General features: G+C 51.7%; 19 protein-coding genes. 7 read left to right on the top strand and 12 right to left on the bottom strand.

The window, feature by feature from the left end; all coding sequences use genetic code 11:
* Positions 1 to 129: 129 nt before the first annotated feature.
* Positions 130 to 1125, bottom strand: a complete 996-nt coding sequence (locus tag RSA72_RS08545) for an NAD(P)H-quinone oxidoreductase (protein WP_332624168.1) — start codon at positions 1123 to 1125, stop codon at positions 130 to 132.
* 127 nt (positions 1126 to 1252) lie between these two features.
* On the opposite strand from RSA72_RS08545, the gene RSA72_RS08540 reads away from it, so the two are divergent.
* The gene (locus RSA72_RS08540) at positions 1253 to 1693 is read left to right on the top strand and encodes an N-acetyltransferase (RefSeq protein WP_332624167.1); all 441 of its coding nucleotides are present in this window, start codon (positions 1253 to 1255) and stop codon (positions 1691 to 1693) included.
* A 24-nt stretch (positions 1694 to 1717) separates the two neighbouring features.
* Complete coding sequence (locus tag RSA72_RS08535; RefSeq protein WP_332624166.1) at positions 1718 to 2050, top strand: thioredoxin family protein; 333 nt, start codon at positions 1718 to 1720, stop codon at positions 2048 to 2050.
* On the opposite strand, the gene RSA72_RS08530 is transcribed toward RSA72_RS08535, so the two are convergent.
* A complete protein-coding gene (locus RSA72_RS08530; protein ID WP_332624165.1) occupies positions 2028 to 2708 on the bottom strand; it encodes a glutathione S-transferase family protein in 681 nt (226 codons plus the stop codon). The two genes, RSA72_RS08535 and RSA72_RS08530, sit on opposite strands and share 23 nt — an antisense overlap.
* 207 nt (positions 2709 to 2915) lie before the next feature.
* On the opposite strand from RSA72_RS08530, the gene RSA72_RS08525 reads away from it, so the two are divergent.
* Positions 2916 to 3464, top strand: coding sequence for a DUF2239 family protein (locus tag RSA72_RS08525; protein WP_332624164.1), 549 nt, complete (start codon positions 2916 to 2918; stop codon positions 3462 to 3464).
* A gap of 53 nt (positions 3465 to 3517) precedes the next feature.
* Here RSA72_RS08525 and RSA72_RS08520 read toward each other — a convergent pair whose 3' ends face one another.
* The 3 genes from RSA72_RS08520 to cysD all read right to left on the bottom strand — a co-directional run bounded on the left by RSA72_RS08520 (position 3518) and on the right by cysD (position 6584).
* Positions 3518 to 3790, bottom strand: coding sequence for a hypothetical protein (locus RSA72_RS08520; RefSeq protein WP_332624163.1), 273 nt, complete (start codon positions 3788 to 3790; stop codon positions 3518 to 3520).
* Between the two features lie 149 nt (positions 3791 to 3939).
* On the bottom strand, positions 3940 to 5556 hold the full coding sequence (cysN, locus tag RSA72_RS08515; RefSeq protein ID WP_332633020.1) for a sulfate adenylyltransferase subunit CysN: 1617 nt from the start codon (positions 5554 to 5556) through the stop codon (positions 3940 to 3942).
* Positions 5557 to 5669: 113 nt separating this feature from the next.
* Positions 5670 to 6584: a sulfate adenylyltransferase subunit CysD gene (gene cysD / locus RSA72_RS08510; protein ID WP_068907447.1), complete on the bottom strand. Its 915-nt coding sequence runs from the start codon at positions 6582 to 6584 to the stop codon at positions 5670 to 5672.
* A gap of 323 nt (positions 6585 to 6907) precedes the next feature.
* Here cysD and RSA72_RS08505 point away from each other — a divergent pair, with 323 nt between their 5' ends.
* The 4 genes from RSA72_RS08505 to pgaB (RSA72_RS08490) all read left to right on the top strand — a co-directional run bounded on the left by RSA72_RS08505 (position 6908) and on the right by pgaB (RSA72_RS08490) (position 11477).
* Positions 6908 to 7450: a hypothetical protein gene (locus tag RSA72_RS08505; protein WP_332622567.1), complete on the top strand. Its 543-nt coding sequence runs from the start codon at positions 6908 to 6910 to the stop codon at positions 7448 to 7450.
* 209 nt (positions 7451 to 7659) lie between these two features.
* Positions 7660 to 8301, top strand: coding sequence for a YqiJ family protein (locus tag RSA72_RS08500; RefSeq protein ID WP_332622565.1), 642 nt, complete (start codon positions 7660 to 7662; stop codon positions 8299 to 8301).
* 43 nt (positions 8302 to 8344) lie between these two features.
* Entirely contained in the window at positions 8345 to 10051 is a 1707-nt protein-coding gene (locus RSA72_RS08495) for a flotillin family protein (protein WP_332622563.1), read from the top strand.
* Between the two features lie 202 nt (positions 10052 to 10253).
* Positions 10254 to 11477 carry a poly-beta-1,6-N-acetyl-D-glucosamine N-deacetylase PgaB gene (gene pgaB, locus RSA72_RS08490; RefSeq protein WP_332622561.1) on the top strand — a complete coding sequence of 408 codons (1224 nt, stop codon included), beginning with the start codon at positions 10254 to 10256 and terminating at the stop codon, positions 11475 to 11477.
* On the opposite strand, the gene pgaD is transcribed toward pgaB (RSA72_RS08490), so the two are convergent.
* The 7 genes from pgaD to lpdA form a co-directional block, all read right to left on the bottom strand.
* Positions 11449 to 11946, bottom strand: coding sequence for a poly-beta-1,6-N-acetyl-D-glucosamine biosynthesis protein PgaD (gene pgaD / locus RSA72_RS08485; protein ID WP_332622559.1), 498 nt, complete (start codon positions 11944 to 11946; stop codon positions 11449 to 11451). The two genes, pgaB (RSA72_RS08490) and pgaD, sit on opposite strands and share 29 nt — an antisense overlap.
* Positions 11930 to 13210, bottom strand: a complete 1281-nt coding sequence (gene pgaC / locus RSA72_RS08480; protein ID WP_332622557.1) for a poly-beta-1,6-N-acetyl-D-glucosamine synthase — start codon at positions 13208 to 13210, stop codon at positions 11930 to 11932. Before pgaC ends, pgaD begins: the two co-directional genes overlap by 17 nt.
* Positions 13207 to 15066 carry a poly-beta-1,6-N-acetyl-D-glucosamine N-deacetylase PgaB gene (pgaB, locus tag RSA72_RS08475; protein WP_332622555.1) on the bottom strand — a complete coding sequence of 620 codons (1860 nt, stop codon included), beginning with the start codon at positions 15064 to 15066 and terminating at the stop codon, positions 13207 to 13209. The genes pgaC and pgaB (RSA72_RS08475) overlap by 4 nt, the downstream gene beginning before the upstream one ends.
* Positions 15066 to 17525, bottom strand: coding sequence for a poly-beta-1,6 N-acetyl-D-glucosamine export porin PgaA (gene pgaA / locus RSA72_RS08470; protein WP_332622554.1), 2460 nt, complete (start codon positions 17523 to 17525; stop codon positions 15066 to 15068). Before pgaA ends, pgaB (RSA72_RS08475) begins: the two co-directional genes overlap by 1 nt.
* Positions 17526 to 17734: 209 nt before the next feature.
* Positions 17735 to 18625, bottom strand: a complete 891-nt coding sequence (gene sucD, locus RSA72_RS08465) for a succinate--CoA ligase subunit alpha (protein WP_332622553.1) — start codon at positions 18623 to 18625, stop codon at positions 17735 to 17737.
* 12 nt (positions 18626 to 18637) lie between these two features.
* Complete coding sequence (gene sucC / locus RSA72_RS08460; protein WP_332622552.1) at positions 18638 to 19804, bottom strand: ADP-forming succinate--CoA ligase subunit beta; 1167 nt, start codon at positions 19802 to 19804, stop codon at positions 18638 to 18640.
* A gap of 170 nt (positions 19805 to 19974) precedes the next feature.
* The gene (gene lpdA / locus RSA72_RS08455) at positions 19975 to 21408 is read right to left on the bottom strand and encodes a dihydrolipoyl dehydrogenase (protein ID WP_332633018.1); all 1434 of its coding nucleotides are present in this window, start codon (positions 21406 to 21408) and stop codon (positions 19975 to 19977) included.
* Positions 21409 to 21427 lie beyond the last annotated feature (19 nt).

Below are 21427 nucleotides of genomic sequence, written 5' to 3'. Positions count from 1 at the left end.
GCAATCATCTTTTATAGGCAATTATGCGTCATACAGACTTTAGAATTTAGCTATATTCCTCAAAAGCACCCGCCATAAATAAAAAAGCCAGTTCAATGAACTGGCTTAATAAAAAGGCTTCCGGCGGAATTAAGCAATCACCTCCACCACCACTTTCCCCACATGCTCGCCGGTATCCATGCAGGCATGCGCATCCTGAATCTGATCAAACTTAAACGTTTTATAGATCATCGGCAGGCATTCGCCTTTTGCCCACAGCGGCGTAACATGCTCCTGCAGGCCCTGCGCGATTTCAGCTTTTTCTGCAGTATTGCGCGCGCGCATGGTTGAACCGGTAATGGTCAGGCGCTTCATCATGATCTGACCGAGCTTTACCTCTTTGGCTTTCGCCCCGCCCAAAAATGCGATATACACCAGACGGCCGTCACGGCGCAGCAGGTTAAGGTTCTTTTCCAGATACGGCGCGCCGACCATATCTAAAATCACATCTACGCCGCCATTATCCGTTTTTTCATTAATGACTTGCTCAAAATCCTGCGTTTTATAGTTGATGGCGTCGGTTAAGCCCGCAATCGCCTGCACTTTTTCATCCGTGCCCACCGTAGCAAAGGTTTTAATGCCCAAGGACTTGCACAGCATCAGCGCTGTGGTGCCGATGCCGCTGCCGCCGCCATGCACCAATACGGTTTCGCCGGCTTTGGCCTTGCCCATTTGGAACACGTTTGCCCATACGGTAAAGAAGGTTTCCGGAATGGCCGCCGCCTGCGCAAAACTGACGCCCGCAGGAATGCTCAAGGTCTGGCTTTCAGGCACGGCGCAGTATTCCGCATAGCCGCCGCCATTGGTTAAGCCGCAGACTTTATCGCCGGCTTTGAATTTTGTGACATCACTGCCGGCGGCAACCACTTCGCCCGCCACTTCCAGTCCCGGAACCGGGGTTACGCCTTTCGGCATGGGATACAGGCCCTGGCGCTGCAGAATATCCGGACGGTTAATGCCGAAAGCATGCACTTTCACCAAAACTTCATCGGCTTTAGGCGCAGGCACAGCCACGCTTTCATAGGCCAGCTTATCCACTCCGCCCGGTTCTGTAATAATGACTTGCTGCATGACTGCCTGCGACATAATTCCTTCCTGATAGATTCATTCATTTTCAAGTTTCATGTATTGGAACATAAACTTTGCATAGAATGAAGAACAGTGGACTTATGTATAATCACTTTACTCTTCAGCAAATTGATATTAATACAGCATGGCGATTATCCGGAAAGCCGAAATAGATGACACACAGGCCATACTGCAGATATGGCTGGCAGCCTCCATTCAAACGCACGATTTCATTCCCGCATCCTTCTGGCAAAGCCAGCTGATTAACATGCGGGACACTTACCTGCCTTTGGCTGAAAATTATGTGATCGAAGAAAATAATGCGATCACAGGCTTTGCCTCGCTGCTGCAGCCCGATTCATTTCTGGCTGCGCTGTTTATTGCGCCGGAGCAGCAGGGCCATGGCTGCGGTTCCGCCCTGATCAATTTTTTAAAGCAGCAGTGCCGTGAACTGCACTTAAGCGTTTATGCTGAAAACAGCGCTTCGGTAGGCTTTTATCAGAAGCACGGCTTCAGCATTAACAGCCAAGGCATTGATAAAAATACCGGTCATGCAGAACTTGCCATGACTTGGCGGCAGGATTAATGCGCAGGATTTTCAGGAAAAGCCATGTCAGCCATCATTGAATACAATGAAGATAATTACAGCAGCTTTGAATGGCATGAGGGCCTGGCCATCATCCGCTTTTATGCCGGCTGGTGCGCGCCCTGCGTGCAGAATTTCCCAGTATTTGAACAACTGGCAGAACATTATGCGCAGGCGAATCCCGGAATTAAATTCGGCAAGGTGAATATTGACCAGTCGCCGATTCTGACTTTGCGCTATAACGTTTACGGCTTGCCTTCCACCCTGATTTTCCGCAATGGCGCGATTATAAAAAGGATTGCAGGCGTTAAAAGCCTGGCGGAAATGCGGCGCATTATGGATGGCATAGCTTATTAAAGCAGATTTCCGCCGGTTCATGCCTGATTAAGCGCCTCATCCGCAGCGGCGAAATGCGCCATCTTATCCGCATAGGCTTTTTGAAACGCCGGGCGGCGTAAGCGTGGCAAGCGGGAAAGTCCGCCAAGCCGCCAAAGCGGTCTGCCAAGCGCAGCACATCCGCCATAAGAATATCTGCAATTGAGAAAGCCCCAGCCAGCCATTCACGCCCTGCCAGCACCGTTTCCATATGCTGCAAGCGCGCGCGCAGGAATGCATCCATCAGTTTCTTTTCCGGCGTTTCTGCGGTGTCATGGGTAAAGCGGTAAAATGACAAAGGCAGGCTCGCCATTTCCACGGAGTTCAGCGCTGCAAATATCCATTGAATGATGTCGCTGCGGCCGCGGGGATCCAGCGGCAGCAATTTCTCACTGAACCCGCCGATATAAAGCAGGATGGCTCCGCTCTCAAAAATTGAGATGCCGCCGTCTGTCAGCCACGGCACCTGCCCAAAAGGCTGATGCGCAAAATGTTCAGCACCGCGGTTTTTAAAAGGCGTGCTTTGCACTGTGTAGGGCAATCCGGCCTCTTCCAGCGCCCAGCGCACGCGGAGATCCCGCACATAGCCTCTTGGCGGTTCCGGAACCCAGTCAAACGTTGTCAGGATAAGATCCGGCATTTGAATTTTCCTTTTATTATTTTTACAGAGGCCAGCCGCACAGCACATGCAAAACCTGCCCCAATTGATTGTTTTTTATGCTTATCAAGCCTATTTGAGCACAGATCAGTGATGAAATGATGCTGAGCTGATCATTTTCTGTTTGATTTTTTAATTTTACCCGGGTAATATAATTTTACCCGGACAAAATATATAGAACATTTTTATATGAACACTGAACACACCTATAGCGCCTTTGCCGGCGATAAACGCCTGCTGACCGGCTCTCTGCTGAATGTGGCTTTGGCGCTGAAAAATCAAGCAGATCACTCAGCGGCGGTTCTTATTTTTAACGATCAAACCGGCCAGCAGATTGATGTAAATATTTCAGGCTCTGAAACTGATATTCAGCAGCGCTATGCTGCGCCTGAAGCCGCCAAGAAAGTTGGCCGCCCTAAATTAGGCGTGATTTCGCGTGAAATTACCTTGCAGCAGAAGCATTGGGATTGGCTGGATTTGCAGAGTGCGAGCGCCTCGGCAGTAATCCGCAAATTAATTGATAAGGAACTGAATAACCCGGCCTCTGAAAGCAATATCATGCTGGCGAAGCAGGCGGCTGACCGCTTTATGTCCGCCATGCTGGGCAATATGCCGAATTATGAGGAAGCCGCCCGCGCTTTATATCAAGGCCGCAAGGATATGTTCCTCGCATTGATTGAAGGCTATCCAAAGGATTTAAGGGAATATCTTATGCTGCAAACACAGGATCTTTTTTAAGTGAAATGCAGATTTTAAGCCTTTGGCATTCCGCCCGAATAAGGGCGGATACATTAACCGCGCCCTTTATACTCCCTGACCATCCGCTCACTGACATCTTCAGGATAGCACAGCGGCGCATAGCCGCCCGCGCGGTTATACGCGCTGCGCTTGCCGCAGCGGCTGCCGTTGCGCGCGGTATTGTATGGGCAAGGGCAATTCCCCGGATAGCGCTCAATCGACTGCTGAATGATTTTCCGCTTAACCGCTGCGGTATTTTCAGCGCCCTGTTTCGCCTCTGCACCAAAAGATAAACATAAACCCATTAAAAATAATAATTTTTTCATAAATCCCCCTCCGCAGCCCGATTGTACAGAGAAAAATTATTTACATGAACTGTCTATCATTATTTAAGCGCTTAATTTTTGGCCGCATGCTTTTTTTACAGCAATAAGAAAGCCCGCTGTCGCGGGCTTTCCTTAATCAATCCAACCGATTACAGGCGGACCAATTCCACAATTTTTTCAGCAAGCTCTTCAACAGCATCTTGCGTAAACGCGACATCTGCACCTTCAGCCACAGACGTAATCACTGCAATACCTGTTTCACGAAGCAATGCGGCTTGCGCAGCATCTAAATCCGCTTTAGCAATCGCAACAATACCTTGCTGAAGCAATAAGCTTTCCAGCGCCTGCGCATTTTCCAGCGCTTTTGCTGAAACAGCGATAGACGCAGGCTTCTGGCCTAAGCGCGCCGCCCGGTCTTCTGCGGTTACCGGATTGCTGTGCGCTGTCCATTCAACAGACTCTTCCACCATGCCCGCGCCAATGGTGACGTTGTTCAAGCGGTCAATGAAGATAAATGAGCCGGTATAGCGGCTGTCCTGATAGCGGTCAAACACCACCGGCGCATCAAATTCAACCGTCACATTGGCAATCGCATTCAAATCCAGATGATCCACCTGCATTTGCTCAAGCGTGTTTACATTGGTGCGGTAGTTGATTCCGGTCACTTTAGCGGGAACAGTCTGCGTGCCAATTTTAATGTTATACAGCTTGCCCAGCGCCAGCGGCTGATCCGCCATCCACACCACAGTCGCTTTCACCGAGCGCGAAATTGGAGGAACACCCTGATCTGCGCGGACCAGCATATTGCCGCGCGACACGTCAATCTCATCATTGAGCGTTAATGTCACCGCCTGGCCGGCAAATGCATGCTCAAGATTGCCGTCAAAAGTGACAATTTCCTTAACCGTCGAAGACTTGCCGGAAGGCAGGGCCACAACTTTGTCGCCTACATTGACTGCGCCCAGCGCAATGGTGCCGCAGAAGCCGCGGAAGTCAAGGTTCGGGCGGTTGACATACTGCACCGGGAAGCGGAAATCATGCTTTTCGGTATCTCGGTTAATTTCAACAGACTCCAGCGTGCCCATCAGGGTTTCGCCGGTGTACCAAGGCGTATTGGCGGATTTATTCACCACGTTGTCGCCGTTCAAGGCGGAAATTGGCGTAAAGATGATGTTGCTTGGCTTGCGCTCGCCCAGCTGGCTGACGAAGTCCGCATATTCCGCCTGAATCTCATTGAAACGCGTTTCAGAGAATTCCACCAAGTCCATTTTGTTGATGGCGACAATAATGTTCTTAATGCCCAGCAGGCTGGCGATATAGGTATGGCGGCGGGTCTGGGTCTGCACGCCGTAACGCGCGTCAATCAGGATAATCGCCAGGTCGCAGGTGGAGGCGCCGGTCGCCATATTGCGCGTGTACTGCTCATGCCCCGGGGTATCGGCAATGATGAACTTGCGCTTTTCCGTTGAGAAATAGCGGTAAGCCACATCAATGGTAATGCCCTGCTCGCGCTCCGCCTGCAGGCCGTCAACCAGCAGCGCCAAGTCCGGCGCATCGCCGGTGGTGCCGACTTTTTTAGAATCGCGGGTCACCGCCTGCAATTGATCCTCATAGATCAATTTTGAATCATACAGCAGGCGGCCAATTAAGGTGCTTTTGCCGTCATCCACGTTGCCGCAGGTCAGGAAGCGCAAAAGGTCTTTATTTTCATGCTGTTTTAAATACGCCAAGATATCCTGGCTGATTAATTCTGATTGATGAGACATCGCTCAAACTCCACAAATTCTTTAGAAACCGGTTTTTAATCTCCCTAAATCCCGCTTTAAAAAGGAGGATTTAATCCCCCTCTTTCACAAAGAGGGGGTTAGGGGGAGATTAATTAGAAATAGCCTTCCTGCTTTTTCTTTTCCATCGAGCCTGCCTCATCATGGTCAATCATCCGGCCCTGACGCTCTGAGCTGGTCGCCAGCAGCATCTCCTGAATGATTTCCGGCAAGGTGTTGGCCGTTGATTCGACTGCGCCGGTCAGCGGATAGCAGCCTAAAGTGCGGAAACGCACCGATTTCATTTGCGGCACTTCGCCTTCTTTTAAAGGCATGCGCTCATCATCCACCATAATCAGCGTGCCGCTGCGTTCCACGACAGGGCGCTCGGCCGCCAGATACAATGGAACCAATGGAATGCTTTCCAGGTAAATGTATTGCCAGATATCCAGCTCAGTCCAGTTGGATAATGGGAACACGCGGATGCTTTCGCCCTTGTTCACTTTGCCGTTGTAAAGGTTCCAAAGTTCAGGGCGCTGGTTTTTCGGGTCCCAGCGGTGCTTGGAGTCGCGGAATGAATATACCCGCTCTTTAGCGCGCGATTTTTCTTCATCGCGGCGCGCGCCGCCAAACGCAGCGTCAAATTTGTATTTATCCAAAGCCTGCTTTAAGCCTTGGGTTTTCATGATGTCGGTATATTTTGAACTGCCGTGGTCAAAAGGGTTGATTCCAGCTTCAACGCCTTCTTTATTCTGATGCACGATCAAATCAAAGCCATGCTGTTTCGCCATGTTGTCGCGGAACGCAATCATGTCTTTAAATTTCCAGCCCGTATCTACATGCAGCAGCGGGAATGGAAGTTTGGCGGGATAAAACGCTTTCATTGCAAGATGCAGCATTACTGCGGAATCTTTGCCGATTGAATAGAGCATGACCGGATTTTCAAATTCGGCAGCAACTTCACGGATAATATGAATACTCTCAGCTTCCAGCTGTTTAAGATGAGTAAGTCTTTCCTCATTTAACGACATGAATAACACCAGCTTAGAAAAAACGTGTACTTATGACACTTTTGAAAATTTATATTCATTATAGTGATTTAGTTATCTCTACTATTGCTTGTTTTATTATATTTATATGCAAATTCGTCATATAGAGGTTTTTTGATATTGCTTATAAAAGATAATTAATCAAGGCCTTGAGTCCAATCTGCTCCGCCTGCCCTGCAGCCTTGACAGCCATTCAGTTAAAGCTGTTTACAATAAGGCCATCGTTAAATGCTCTAAGCCGGCGCTGTTCACGGCGGCGCATAAGGCCTATGGTATGCGCAGTTTCTTCCATAGGCTTTCAGACCATGCCTTACCGCCGCTTTACAATTGAAACAATGAAATCCCGCCTGGAACAGGCCCGCCTTGCCGGCTTTATTTACCAGCATGGCAGCACCGTGCTGGCGCTGCAGCAGGCCCTGAATGAAGACGGTTCCGCGCTGAATAATTTTGCGCAGCACGGGCTGAGTTCCGACCAGATTGGCCTGCAGTTCGGGCTGCATCTTGCAGACGGCCAATGGCGGTTTATGCTTGGCGTGACTCACAGCAATCAGGACCGCGGCCTTGAAATTGGCGCCGGCCATTTAAAGGGCGAGCAGCGCGCGTTTAACCTGCTGTACGCATTCTACAACTGTCCTAAAGGGTTTTACAGCGTCAGCATGCCCCTGATGGCCAATGCCTCCGAACTGGAAGACGCGATTGCGCAGCAGCTGTTTCATATCCCTGAACTGGCTTTTCTGCACAGCGCGCTGAAAATCAGCCCGGCGGGCCAGCCGGCGCAGTGGATAAAAGCATTCATCCTGCAGCAGGCTCTGGGCATGAAAGTCCGCATGCAAAGCGCCTTGCTTTAATAAGCGCAGCCGCGCAAGCCGGAAAAATCTGAGCGCCAATTCATTTTCAATCAATTTACTGTGATATTTATTCAGCTCTTCATGAAGATTTTTGCGGTATTTTGCATACACACCGGCTACATTAAATGCTATCTTCAGCTGAGGGGGAAATTTCAGCCAGAAACTTAATTTTTCCAATTATTTATAATCATAAGATAGAGATAAATATAATGTGGGAATTGTTGACGCACCCTTCCAATATTGTATTCAGCATCAGCCTCTGCCTGATGTTCCTGTTCGGCATTTTTGAAATGGCGCTGATGCTGATTGGCGGCGGCTCGCAAGGCCTGCTGGATCAGTTTCTGCCGGATGGCGCCGGACATCAGGCGGACATCGGCATCGACGCCGACCACAGCCTGCTGAGCAAAGCGCTGGATTGGCTGTATTTAGGCCGCGTGCCGCTTTTTGTCTGGCTGATTATATTTTTAACGGTTTATGGGCTGAGCGGGCTGATTATTCAAGGCGCTGCGCAGCAGCTGACCGGTTCGCTGCTGAATGTCTGGATCATTTCCCCTGCCTGCCTGTTTCTGTGCATGCCTTTAGTCCGCGGCAGCGCGCAGCTGATCGCCAGAATTCTGCCTCAAGATGAAACCGCGGCGATTTACAGTGAAGAGCTGATTGGGCGCACAGCGGTCATTGTCTTAGGCGAAGCAAAGCCGAATTCGCCGGCGCAAGCCAAGGTGCGCGATCAGCATGGCCAGCTGCATTATGTTCTGGTCGAGCCCGAAATGGATGAAACCTTTCTGCAGGGCCAGTCTGTGGTGCTGACCCAAAAAACTAAAATTGGCTTTCAGGCCTGCCTGCCTTTATAAAATTCCGTTTTGACTTTAAATACAACTATAGAGAATCAGCTGCATGTTAAACCTTATTCCAAGCGGCCTTTTGGCCACGGCCGGCGTGATCTTCGCTGCCCTGATTTTTATCGGCTTTATTCTTGCCCGCTTATACCGCCGCTCCAGCAAGGAAATTTCCTTTGTCCGCACCGGCTTTGGCGGTGAAAAAGTGATTTTAGGCGGCGGCGCCATTGTGCTGCCGGTGCTGCATGAAATTATCCCAGTCAACATGAATACCCTGCGCTTAGAAGTCCGCCGTGCGGATGATCAGGCGCTGATTACCCGCGACCGCATGCGGGTGGATGTGATGGCGGAATTCTATGTGCGCGTCAAACCTTTGGCCGAGTCAATCGCTACGGCGGCGCAAACGCTGGGGCAAAAAACCATGTCGCCGAATGAACTGAAAAATCTGGTCGAAGGCAAGTTTGTCGATTCGCTGCGCGCAGTGGCGGCTGAAATGGCGATGGAGGAGCTGCACGAAAAGCGCGTCGACTTTGTGCAGAAAGTGCAGCAGGTGGTTTCTGAAGACCTGCACAAAAACGGCCTGGAGCTGGAAACTGTGTCTTTAACCGGCCTGGATCAGACCGGCTTCAAATACTTCAACCCGCAAAATGCCTTCGATGCCGAAGGCCTGACCAAGCTGACGGAAACCATTGAAGACCGCCGGCGCAAGCGCAACGAAATTGAGCAGGATGCGGATCTGGCGATTAAAACCAAAAATCTGCAAGCTGAACAGGCGCGCCTGCAGATTCTGCGTGAAGAAGAGTACGCCAAGCTGCAGCAGGAACGTGAAATTGCGGTGCGCCGCGCAGAGCAGCTGGCTGAAATTGCAGCGCAGGAAGCCGGCAAAAAGCGCGAAGCGGAAGAAGCGCGCATCGCCGCCGAGCGTGAAGTGGATTTAAAGCGCATTACCGCCGCCCGCGATGTTGAAAATCAGAACATTCAGAAATCCCAGATCATTGAGCAGGCGCAAGTCGAGCAGAAAAAAACCATTGAACTGGCGGAACAGATCCGCGCCATTGCCATTGCGGAGAAATCGCGCGAAGAGTCTGAGGCCAAAGCGCAGGCCGACCGCGCCCGCGCTGAAGCGGTCAAAGCCGAAGAAGAAGTGATTACCGTGCGGGAAACCCAGCGCGCCGAACGGCAGAAAGCCGTTGAACTGGTGGCGGCCAAACAGGCTGCTGAAAAAGACGCAATTGCCATTACGGTAGCAGCCGAAGCCGGCAAGCAGGCAGCTGCCGATGATGCTGAAGCGGTCCGCATTGCTGCCGAAGCGTCAGCTGAACAGGCCCGCCTGAAAGCCAAAGGCGAAGCGGATGCGAAAGTCCTGCTGGCGCAGGCGATGGAAAAGCAGTATCAGGTTGATGCGGAAGGGACGCGCGCCGTCAACGAAGCCAACAACGTGCTGTCTTCCGAGCAAATTGAAATGCAGATCCGCCTTGCCATGCTGAAATACCTGCCGGAAATTATCCGTGAAAGCGTGAAGCCGATGGAAAATATTGACGACATCAAGATTCTGCAGGTGAATGGCCTGCATGGCAGCCACGCAGCTTCCTGCCAAAGCGATGCGCAGCATGAAGGCGGCGCGGTGGCCCTGTCCGACCAAGTGGTCAACAGCGCCTTGCGCTACCGCTCTCAGGCGCCTTTGATTGACAGCCTAATGAGCGAATTGGGCATTCAGGGCGGCGATATTAACGGCATGACGCAAAGCCTGAAGCCTAAAGCTTAATGCCCGGAACGCCATCCCAGAATCATAGAAAATGCGGCTGCTGAGCCGCATTTTCCCCTTCCCCCGCGCCAGCCGCCAAACTGCGCCAGCCGCAGACTTATAGATCAAAAAAGCAACAATTCCCTGACCAAACAGCGCTATCCACCGCGCTGCGCTGCAGCTATATTAAATTGCATGCCGGACTGCCACAGGAAAAATAAAAATGCCTTCAAAACCCTTTAGAAAAATAAACCGCCTGGGGCTGCTGTCCTGCCTGGGCGCCCTCATCAGCATCTGCAGCACCCATGCCGATACGGTGCAGATCAGCAACCATCCGGTGCAGGCTCTGGTGCAGCGCAATGCAGCGCCTGCGCCTATGCCTGACGCCCTTGGCAAACAGCACCTGCAACGCATGCGCATCATGCATATCGATCTGGACTATGTCTATGACACCGATAAAGCGCAGCAGCGGGAAAACCTGCAGGCGCTGATTCAGCGCATTCAAGCCATTCAGCCCAATACAGTTTTCCTGCAGGCCTTTGCTGACCCTGACGCCAACGGCTCGGCAGATCAGGTGTACTTTCCAAACCGCCATATTCCCGTCAGGGAAGATTTATTTCATCAAGTGCTGCAGCAAATCCGCCAACAGACTAAGGTCAAGGCGGTATACGCCTGGCTGCCTTTGATCGCCTGGGAATTTCCGGAAAAATACCGGTTGACCTACGTGCAGAACAGCCAGAAAAAAACCCACGGCTATATCCGCATCTCGCCTTTTGACCCGAAAAATATGCAGTATGCAGCCGAGATTTTTTTAGATTTCATTCAGCGCAATCAGGTCGACGGCATTCTGTACCATGACGACGTGACCTTAAGCGATTTTGAAGATGACAGCCCTGCGGCGCAGCAAGTGTATAAAAGCTGGGGCTTTAACGGCGCGGAACTGCTGCGCCAGCCGCAGCATCCGCAGCAGCTGAAATTCGCGCGCTATAAAACCGCCTATCTGGATCAGTTCGCCGCCGGCATCAGTGAAATGCTCAGGCAGCGCCAGCCCAACCTGCAGTTTGCGCGCAATATGTATGCCGAAGCGCTGCTGGCCCCGGAAAGCGAAAAATGGTACAGCCAATCCCCGGCCAGCACGTATCAGCACTATGACTACAATGCGATTATGGCCATGCCCTATATGGAAAAGGCTGCAAACCACCGGCAGTTTTATCTGGACTTAATCCGGCAGGCAAAAAAATATGACCCTAATTTGAGCCATACTATTTTTGAACTGCAGGCGGTGGACTGGATCACGCAGAAGAAAATACCGGATAAAGAACTGCAGCAAAGCATGAAGCTGCTGGAGCAGCACGGCGTGCAGCATATCGGCTATTATCCTGATGATTTTGCCGATGCGCACCCCGGTGCAGGCCAGCTTAAGCGCGCATTTTCTGGGGCAGATTAACCGCATAATTCTGCAGCAGCCCTTCATCTGAATAATGCAGGGTAATGCTTTTGGCCCTGCGCATTTGCACAATGTCGCGGGGCTCTACGGCAAAGCTCTGCGCCAGTTCCTCTTCAGTAGCATTATCCAGCGGCCGGCGCCGTTCAGCCCTGTGAAACCTGGCCCAATTGTAGCTGGCCCAGGCAAGCAAGCAAACAATCAGCACGCCAATGCCAAAACTCAGCTTCATCAGCGATATGCTGGTCATGGGCTGCGACTGCCCCATCACCTGCGCATATACCACTTGGCCCTCAAGCCACCAAAGCAGCCCGGTCAGCAGCGGCGCAAACAGCCACATCCACAGCAGCCAGCCAACCGCCATCAGGCCGTAGCCTACACCCTTGCGGCGCACATACTCAGGTTTGTCAATATATTCGGGCAGTTCCAGCGGCTCATCCCTGAGCATTTTAAAGTTATCGAGCTGATTCATCGTTTGCATCTCCTCTGAAACCCCGGTCTGGACTGACCCAGCGGGCACGCTTTTGGGTTTTTAAAATGGTTTTCGGCAAGGCGAAAACCGTGGTCAGCATGGCAAGAATCCAGAAAAACAGCGGATACCAAATGACCCAGAAATAGTTGCGCAGCATGCGGTTTTTGTCATAAGGCTTGTCAATCCACAGGCTGACAAAGAACTGAATTAAGCAGGTGACGCCTAAAATCACGCCGTACCATTGCGGCAGCATCGACTGAATGGCCCATTCGCCCGGCAGGGAGAAAAACAGCCCATAGAAATACAGCACGAAAATGCCGAACATGACGTATGCCCAAAGCACACTGATGATGGATTCAAAGGCGATGGGCCACATGCGCCTTAAAGGCCATTTGAATATTTTAGGCATGTAGGCAAACAGCACCTCAATGCCGCCCTGCGCCCAGCGCAGGCGCTGCTTCCAAAGCCCGCCGAAGGTTTCCGGCATATAGATGTAGCACAGCGCCTGCGGCACATAGTGCAGATCCCAGTGGTCAAACTGCAGGCGCCATGACACATCAATATCTTCAGTAATCATGTCATCACGCCAGTAGCCAATGCGGTTCAGCGCCGTTTTGCGGAAGCCAGCGATAGCGCCGGATACGGTAAAAATCCGCCCATAGGCGCGCTGCGCGCGCTTGATGAGCCCAATAATGGAAGAAAACTCGCCGACTTGGATTTTGCCCAAGATGCTGGAGCGGTTCATAATGCGCGGGTTGCCGGTGACTGCGCCGACGCGCGGGAAGCTGACCAGATGATGCATCATCCACAGCACTGAATGCGGGTGCAGCAAGGCATCGCCGTCAATGCAAACCAGATATTCATAGCGGCTGACCATGGCGCCTGCCCTGAGGGCATAGGCCTTGCCCTGATTTTCAGCCAGATGCACCACCCGCAGTTTAGGGTACTGCTCCGCCAGCTGATCCAGTATTTCTGCAGTGCGGTCTTTGCTGCCGTCATTCACCGCAATGACTTCAAATTCAGGATACTGGCTCTGCATGGCGAAGCGGATGGTTTCGTGCAGCTGCGCTTCCTCATTGAAGCACGGCACAATAATGCTGCAGCCTTGGCCGCTGGGCCTGGGCAAATCGGGCTGATTATATTCGCGCTTCAAATAGAACCAAACGCCGCCGGCAATCCAGAGCCATGCCATAAACAGCGGGTACAGAAAAGCGAATCCGAAGTAAAAGTCATTAAAACTCAATGTTTGCAGAAATTGTGTCATTGCCTTCTCCATCCCTGCTGATAAGGGTCGCGGTAAGTCAATGGACTGTCATTCATGCTTAAGCTTTGATAAAGATTTTGCTGAATGCGCTGACCATCCGGCAGCCGGTAATTATTAATTCCGATTTTCTGGATAGATGCAATTCTGAGCGCCTGAAAATCCTGCTTATAGCGCTTCCAGTCTTTTGCATTCATATCCGGGATTAAATCCAGACTGACAATCAGGCGCTGCCTCTGCCCTGCATCCAGTGTCTGAACCTGCTTCATTAAGGCCTTGAAGGTTTCGGGCTGCTGTACGGGGTTCAACGCAAGGTACAGAAAGTCCGAGGTTTTTAATACCTGTGTCATCAGCGGCTTTAGGCCCGCCAATGAACTGTCTTTCAAATGCATCTTTAAGGCGGTTTGATAGTCGTTGCTGATATTGGCGTGATAGAGCGCCTTCGCCTTGCTCCGCTCTTTAATGGCCATGACCTGTTTTACCTGCTGCTCGCATGGCGCCGGCCAGCTGGCCTGGCTTAACGCGCAGTCCAGCGTATTGCCGCTATCCAGCATCAGCCCTTCAATGGAACTGTTGTTTCTCACCAGGTCTGCAGTCAACTCTGCCAGATTCAGGCCCTGCTGCAACTCCAGGCTCAGCGGCAGCTCTGCATAGACGCGGTTTGAAATGCGGGTTTTGGCCTGCCAGGCGGTGCGGTTCAGCAAGTCCTGCTGCAGCGGCAGCTGCCCGTTCGGAAAAAACGCCGCGTCAATTTTTCCATCCGCATTGTTGTCGATTACAGTTTGCAGCAGCAGGGTATTGCTCTTGAATGCCGTAACTTGATCCAGCAGCTGCCCCAGTTTTTGATCAAGCTCCTTGGCATCGCTGCTTTGCAGTTCAGCCAGATTGAAATTCAGGAAACTTTTGCGCTGCTTATGCGGCAGGCGCGCTTCGGTAATAAACTCAATCATGTCCTGATGAATCTGTTCAGGTGTTGGATTGTCAATAATCAGCGCGCGCTGATAGGTTGTTTCTGAATCCGCAAGGCTGGCGACATTGCCCAGGCTGAATGACATGGGAATGCCGGCCTGCAGCGCCAAAGCCTCGGTTTCCGGCGTTACTGCGCCATAGGGCCAGAAAACCGCCAGCGTGCTGATGCCCAGCTGCCGGTCCAGCTCCTGCTTGGATTTGGTCAAATCTGCAACAATCCGCGCCTGATATTCTTCATTATTTTCATAATGCTTCTCGGCAGGATAATATTGGCGGGTGATGGCAGCCGGCTCCAAATTCAGCTGCGGGTTGGCCAGAATGCCGCGGTGCAGGTTGTCTGAATGCGACACAAACTCAGCCAAACCGGACTGCTGCATTTCGCGCATCTGATCCCAGCTCATCAAATTTCCTGCGCCATAGGCTTCATAGGCATCTTTGGTATTGCCGTTGATCCAGCTGGTCGGAATAGCGAAAACTGCAGGAAACTGATACTGCTTCAGCAAAGGAAAAACGCGGCGGTAGCTGCTGACAGCGCCGTCATCAAAGGTCAGCAGCAGCGCTTTTTCAGGCAGCTTCCGCTGCTTATCCCGCGCCTGCAGAACGTCCTGCAGGCGGATCGGCTGCCAGCCTTCGCGCCGGATCCATGCAAAAAACTGCGACAGATTCTGCGTGCTGATGGCATATACATCACGGTCGCCCTGTTTCGCCACATCATCGCGCACATCATGAAAGGTTAAAGTAATAAATTGATTTTCACGCAGCTGGCGGATGTACATTGCCGGCGGGCTTTTGCCCGCCTGCACCTGAACAGTTCCGGCATGCAGCATATTCGGCGCCAGCAGGCTGAGCGCCAAGGCATGCAGCAGCAGTGTTTTGTTGAATTTTTTCATTAGAAGCGCCCCTCAAATCCAAGCACGGCGTAGGTTCTTTTTTCATCCTCCCCGTCATAAGAGTGCTGCCCCCAGCCAATGCCGTAGTTCAGCTTCCATGTGCGCGACAGCTGCCAGTCATGCTGGTAATACAGGTTGTAAATTGGCTTGCCGGAATAGCCGCGCTGCTTGAATGTTCCCGCTGCGGCTTCAAAATGCTGGCTGAACTGGCGGTCATAGCTGCGCCAGGTGATCCAGTCATGCTCCAGCACCGCTTCCGCGCTGTAGCTGTGGTCCGGGTTAAAATAAGGCGCATATTCGCCCAGATCATTTCTTTCATAGCCGCCGCGCAACGCGGCGCTGGTGATGTAATGCGGCCCCTGAAGCAGCTGCTGCTTAAAGAATGCGGAAAATTCCTGACGGGCGTTGCCGTCATTAATATCCGTCAATTTGTAGGCAGCGCCGGCTTTGCGCGACTCATTGGCCTGCCAGTTCAGGCTCATGGTGTAGGCCTCGCCTTCATGGCCCTGCGCCAGCGCCTGCAAGGGAATATCCGCCTGGCTGTCAAAACCCAGCGCATAGCTCCAGTGGTCATTCAGCCAGTGCGACCAGTCCAGCTGCACGCCAAAACGGTCGCCGTCGGTGCTTTGCGACAGCAGGACTGAGGCCGTTCTGCGGTTTGACGCCCACTCCAGCCCTAAGCCAACGCGCTGATCCTTGATTTTTCCCTGCTCGTAATCTGCCCAGCGGTTGCTGTGGTCGGCAAAAAGGCGGTAATTGTCATTGAACCAAGGGCTGCTCAGGCGCGTCCCGCTTTCCTGCTCCTTGGAGCCTTTTAATCTGCCCAGCAATGCATCGTTGTCCGACTTACTTTCAGAATATGCGCTCCGGTGCTGAATTGTGGCATGGCGCCGGTCATCCAGCGCTTTTTTGCTTTGCTGCACGCCGGTGTCATCGCTGGCGCTGCGCACCAGATATTCCGTCTGCTGACGCCATGACTGAATCTGGCCAAGCGCCTGCGCAGTCTGCATGCGGGCAATTTGGCTGGACTGATCCACCGGCTCAACGCTGTTCCATTGATCCAGCGTCTGCTGCGAAAGTTCCGGCTTTTCGCGCCAGCGCTGAACAATCGACAGATTATTCTGATAGCTGATGTTTCCCGGCGCCTGGGCGACAACGTCATTAAAGTAGCGCTCCGCCTTGGCATGCTCCTTGCGGTACACATAATTCAGGCCTTTCAGGCTGATCAGCTCGGTGCGGTCGTCGTGCGGCGTTTTATCCACGCCTTTGGCGTTGCTGTACCTGAAGGTCGGCAACTGCTTGTCCATGACCAGAAGCAGCTGATCCGCTTCTTTAAATTTCTCCTGCTCAATCAAGCTGAAATACAGGCCTGCATAAACATTGTAGTCAGCATAGTTTTTCTCTGAAAACAGGCTCTTGTACAGTTTCTCCGCGGTTTTCGGCTGGCGCATTCTCAGATAGCTGTCCGCCAAGGCATGCCTGACATAAGCCGGCATTTCCATTGCGCTTACGCCTGTTTTGGCAATTTGCGCAACCGCCTGTTCCGATGCATTGCGCGCATTCAGCGCAAAGATGTATTCATAATAAAAATGCTGCCTTAAAGACGGGTCTGCAGGCAGCTGCGCCTCATAAGCCTGCATGTCTGCAAGCACCCGGTCAAGCAGGATAAATGCTTCCTCGCCCCGGTTCATTGACAGCGCGTTTTTATAGGCCTGAATGCCCTGCTGAATGCGCTCTGAAAACTCATGCATTTTCATGGCATGCCGCAGCGTGGGGCGCGATGCATCCAGCTGCTTTAACTGAATGTACTGCTGCGCTTTGGCATAGTCACTGTTCATGATCAGCGCCAAAACATACTGCTCTTGCGCATCTACGCTTTCCGTTCCCTCCACCGCGCGCTGCGCGGCATGCAGGGAATCTGCGGGCATCTCCAGCAGGCGGTAAGCATAGGCCAGTTTAGACTGATAATCCGCATCCAGCGGCTGCAGATTCGCCTGTTCAAGTATTTCGCGCGCGCGGTTCTTTTGCCCGGCTTCAGCCTGCAGCACGCCCTGCCACAGGATCCACTGCGGGGAAGCATCCGCGATGCTGAATTTTTCGGCCCATTGAATCGCAGCGTCATACTGCTTTAAATCACGCAGCGCCTTAAGGACACTGACCTTGCCGTAATCAGGAAAAGCGGCAGGGTCAATATTCGCCAGATAGGCTTTATCTGAATCGGTAAATTTTGCATTGGCGTAACGCAGCACAACATAGTCTGCAATGAGTTTTTGATTCTGCGGGTCCTGCTCTAATAATGTTTTTAATTGATTAAAGCCCTGATTCACCTTTCCGTCTTGAATGTCTGCAACGCCCTGTTCTCTTTGCTGATCAACTGACTCGGCTGCAAGTACCACTGACGGAAAGCTGGAAAGAATCGAGTAAAAACATAACCGGCATAAATAAGTTTTATAAGCCATTGATTATTCGCATTAATAAGTAATTTTTATAAAGTCACGGAATATGACTTAACTCTCAATATAGCCCCATTTTGTTCTAAATTTAACCGATCTTTCTATGAATTATGTAAACAATCGTTTAGCCGTTTTTGCAATAATTTTTCTAATTTCAGCATTGCATAAAAAAATGCCCCTGTTTTCAGGAGCATTTTTTGACTCTGTCAAAAAACTCAGGCCAGGCCTTTTTCCTGCAGCGCCTGCAGCATCGCCGAGCCCAGTTCAGCCGGGCTGCGGGTATAGGCCATGCCTGCGCGCTCAAAGGCCGCAAATTTTTCTTCCGCTGTGCCTTTGCCGCCGGAAATGATTGCGCCGGCATGTCCCATGCGCTTGCCTTTAGGCGCAGTCACGCCGGCAATATAGCCGACCACCGGCTTGGTCACATGCGCCTGAATGTACTCGGCCGCTTCTTCTTCCGCTGTGCCGCCAATCTCGCCAATCATGATGATGGCTTCGGTTTGCGGATCTTCCTGAAAGAGCTTTAAGCAGTCAATCTGGTTCATGCCCGGAATCGGGTCACCGCCAATGCCGATGCAGGTTGACTGGCCAAGGCCCAGCTTGGTGGTTTGCGCAACCGCCTCATAAGTCAGCGTGCCGGAGCGCGAGATAATGCCGATTTTGCCCGGCTGATGAATATGCCCCGGCATAATGCCGATTTTGCATTCGCCCGGGGTGATAATGCCTGGGCAGTTTGGCCCGATCAGGCGCGTACCGTTGCCGCTGGTTTCAAGATAGCGCTTGGCTTTCAGCATATCCAATGTCGGCACGCCTTCGGTAATCACCACAATCAGTTCAAGACCTGAATCCACAGCTTCTACAATCGAATCCAGCACAAAAGGCGCCGGCACATAAATAGAAGTTGCGGTTGCGCCTGTTTCACGCACCGCCTCTTTCATCGTATTGAAAACCGGCAGATTCAGGTGGCTTTGCCCGCCTTTGCCCGGCGTTACCCCGCCCACCACTTTGGTGCCGTAGGCGATGGACTGCTCTGAATGGAATGTGCCGTTTTTGCCGGTAAAGCCCTGCACCAATACTTTTGTATCTTTATTAACCAATACGCTCATGTTTGATCTTCCTTAAGCTTTTACCGCAGCAACAATTTTTTCCGCAGCATCGGCAAGGCCATTGGCGGAAATTAAAGTCAGGCCCGATTCATCTAATAACTTAGCACCCAATTCAGCGTTATTGCCCTCTAAGCGAACAACAACGGGGACTGTTACATGAACTTCCTGAACCGCGGCGATAATCGCTTCGGCAATCATGTCGCAGCGCACAATGCCGCCAAAAATATTAATCAGCACGCCCTGCACGGAACTGTCCGCCAGAATAATTTTAAAGGCTTCAATCACGCGCTCCTTGGTCGCACCGCCGCCCACATCCAGAAAGTTGGCCGGCTGGCCGCCATACAGCTTGATGATGTCCATCGTCGCCATGGCCAGGCCCGCGCCATTCACCATGCAGCCGATATTGCCCTGCAGTGCTACATAGTTCAGGTCATGCTCAGAGGCTTTCAGCTCGCGCTCATTTTCCTGCGACTTGTCGCGCAGCGCAGCCACTTCCGGCAGGCGGTACAGCGCATTCGAGTCAATGCCAATTTTGGCGTCTACGCACAGAATTTCGCCATTTTCGCGCACCGACAGCGGATTGATTTCAAACAGCGCAAAATCATTTTCAATAAAGGCCTGATAAGCGGCCGTCATGATCTTCACAAATTGAGGAATCTGCTCATTTTTCAGCTTCAGGGCAAAGCCCACTTCGCGCGCCTGAAACGGCTGCAGCCCGACCAGAGGATCGACCTCCACCTTAATAATTTTTTCCGGAGTTTCTTCAGCGACTTTTTCAATTTCCACACCGCCTTCGGTTGATGCCATGAAGGTCACGCGCCGGCTGGAACGGTCAACGACTGCGCCTAAATACAGCTCGCGCTCTACAGGATAAACATCTTCGGCGACTAAAATGCTGTTGACCGGCTGGCCGCCGGCATCGGTCTGATAAGTCACCAGGCGCGTGCCAATAATGCTGCCGGCATAGTCAGCGGCTTCCTGAGCGGTTTTGACCACCTTTACGCCGCCGGCTTTGCCTCGGCCGCCGGCATGCACCTGCGCTTTCATCACAGCGAACTTGCCGCCCAGCTGTTCAAAGGCTTGAACGGCTTCTTCCGCATTGGATGCAAGAATGCCTTCCTGAACAGGCATGCCATACTTTTTCAACAATGCTTTTGCTTGATATTCATGTAGATTCATTGTTTACCTTTTTACTGTTTTTTCGCTTTGTTATTGCAGGTTATGTGCTGATGCTTATCACCAGCACCAATAATTCTTAAAACTTTCTTCTCTTTATTTTTAGATGATTATTCATGCAAAAACAACCACCAAATGCAAAAAGAGCGGCCTAAGCCGCTCTTTTCTTCATCTTACTTGCGCTTACGCTGAATTGCGTGAATCGCCCGGCCGTCCACTGCAAGCGCAGCTTCATGAACCACTTCTGAGAATGTCGGGTGACCGAAGGTCATCAGCTGCAGATCTTCAACCGAAGATACAAACTCAAGCGCGATCATGCCTTGGTGCACAATGTCAGACGCAGCAGGTCCAATCACGTGCATGCCCAGCAAACGGTCAGTTTTCGCATCAGCAACAAACTTCACGAAACCAGCGCCTTCACCGGCAGCTAAAGCGCGGCCATTGACAGCAAAACCGAATTGACCCGTTTTAACTTCATGGCCTTTTTCTTTGGCTTGCTCTTCAGTTAAACCTACCCACGCCGCTTCTGGATGTGTGTAAATCACAGAAATGATGGTGTCATAGTTCACTTGAGCAGCATGACCGTGAATACGCTCAACAGCCATCACGCCTTCTTCCATCGCTTTATGCGCAAGCATTGGGCCGCGAACCAAGTCGCCAATTGCATATACGCCGTCAACAGACGTCGCACACCAATCGTTCACATCAACTAAACCGCGTTCAGTGAGTTTGATGCCGCAGTCATCCGCCAGCAAGCCTTCCGCATACGCGCGGCGGCCTACACAAACGATTAACTTATCAAATGCTTGAGTTTTTTCTTCGCCGCCTTGCGTATATTTAACAGTCACTTCAGAACCGTTAACTTCTGTGCCGGCAACTTTAGCGCCAACACGGATATCCAGGCCTTGCTTAGTCAAAAGTTTTTGGTAGTCTTTCGCCAAAGCTTTATCAGCCATTGGCAGGAATGCGTCCATTGCTTCAAATACAACAACTTCAGCACCCAGGCGGCGCCATACTGAACCCAGCTCAAGGCCGATTACGCCCGCGCCGATTACGCCAAGGCGCTTAGGCACTTCCTGGAATTCCAGCGCGCCGGTAGAGTCAACAATAATGTCTTGATCCACTGGAGCTACAGGAATGTTCACAGGAACAGAACCTGTCGCAAGAATCACGTATTTAGGCTCTAAAACTTGAGTTTCACCTTCGTGAGATACAAACTCAACTTTTTTGCCTGCAAGCAGTTTGCCTGTGCCTTTCAGCCACTCGATGCCGTTGCCTTTCAGCAGCTGGTCAATACCGCCAGTCAATTGGTCAACGATTTTGTCTTTACGCGCAAGCAGTTTTGCAAGGTCAAACTTCACTTCGCCAGTCGTAATGCCGTGGTCATCCAAGTGATGAACGGTATCTTCAAAGCGGTGGGAAGAATCCAGCAGCGCTTTAGATGGAATGCAGCCCACGTTCAAGCAAGTGCCGCCTAAAGACGGCTTGCCTTTATGAATGCGTTTTTCAATGCAGGCTACTTTAAAGCCCAGCTGCGCTGCGCGGATCGCCGCTTCATAGCCGCCAGGGCCGCCGCCAATTACAACAAGATCAAATTGTTGAGACATTTTTATCTCCAAAAATGGG

Origin of the sequence: Acinetobacter sp. (genome assembly GCF_036659555.1) — a bacterium.
In the GTDB taxonomy this organism is placed as follows: Bacteria; Pseudomonadota; Gammaproteobacteria; order Pseudomonadales; family Moraxellaceae; genus Acinetobacter.
This window is presented reverse-complemented; position numbering and strand designations above follow the sequence as displayed.

Bases quoted from the DNA above. Each gene is read 5' to 3' on its own strand.
- cysN (WP_332633020.1), bottom strand. From the start codon at position 5,556: ATGTCTCATCAATCAGAATTAATCAGCCAGGATATCTTGGCGTATTTA.
- cysD (WP_068907447.1), bottom strand. From the start codon at position 6,584: ATGTCGTTAAATGAGGAAAGACTTACTCATCTTAAACAGCTGGAAGCT.
- RSA72_RS08520 (WP_332624163.1), bottom strand. From the start codon at position 3,790: ATGAAAAAATTATTATTTTTAATGGGTTTATGTTTATCTTTTGGTGCA.
- sucC (WP_332622552.1), bottom strand. From the start codon at position 19,804: ATGAATCTACATGAATATCAAGCAAAAGCATTGTTGAAAAAGTATGGC.
- pgaB (WP_332622555.1), bottom strand. From the start codon at position 15,066: ATGAAAAAATTCAACAAAACACTGCTGCTGCATGCCTTGGCGCTCAGC.
- sucD (WP_332622553.1), bottom strand. From the start codon at position 18,625: ATGAGCGTATTGGTTAATAAAGATACAAAAGTATTGGTGCAGGGCTTT.
- RSA72_RS08505 (WP_332622567.1), top strand. From the start codon at position 6,908: ATGCCTTACCGCCGCTTTACAATTGAAACAATGAAATCCCGCCTGGAA.
- RSA72_RS08525 (WP_332624164.1), top strand. From the start codon at position 2,916: ATGAACACTGAACACACCTATAGCGCCTTTGCCGGCGATAAACGCCTG.
- RSA72_RS08495 (WP_332622563.1), top strand. From the start codon at position 8,345: ATGTTAAACCTTATTCCAAGCGGCCTTTTGGCCACGGCCGGCGTGATC.
- RSA72_RS08545 (WP_332624168.1), bottom strand. From the start codon at position 1,125: ATGTCGCAGGCAGTCATGCAGCAAGTCATTATTACAGAACCGGGCGGA.
- pgaD (WP_332622559.1), bottom strand. From the start codon at position 11,946: ATGAATCAGCTCGATAACTTTAAAATGCTCAGGGATGAGCCGCTGGAA.
- RSA72_RS08530 (WP_332624165.1), bottom strand. From the start codon at position 2,708: ATGCCGGATCTTATCCTGACAACGTTTGACTGGGTTCCGGAACCGCCA.
- pgaA (WP_332622554.1), bottom strand. From the start codon at position 17,525: ATGGCTTATAAAACTTATTTATGCCGGTTATGTTTTTACTCGATTCTT.
- RSA72_RS08500 (WP_332622565.1), top strand. From the start codon at position 7,660: ATGTGGGAATTGTTGACGCACCCTTCCAATATTGTATTCAGCATCAGC.
- lpdA (WP_332633018.1), bottom strand. From the start codon at position 21,408: ATGTCTCAACAATTTGATCTTGTTGTAATTGGCGGCGGCCCTGGCGGC.
- RSA72_RS08540 (WP_332624167.1), top strand. From the start codon at position 1,253: ATGGCGATTATCCGGAAAGCCGAAATAGATGACACACAGGCCATACTG.
- pgaC (WP_332622557.1), bottom strand. From the start codon at position 13,210: ATGACACAATTTCTGCAAACATTGAGTTTTAATGACTTTTACTTCGGA.
- pgaB (WP_332622561.1), top strand. From the start codon at position 10,254: ATGCCTTCAAAACCCTTTAGAAAAATAAACCGCCTGGGGCTGCTGTCC.
- RSA72_RS08535 (WP_332624166.1), top strand. From the start codon at position 1,718: ATGTCAGCCATCATTGAATACAATGAAGATAATTACAGCAGCTTTGAA.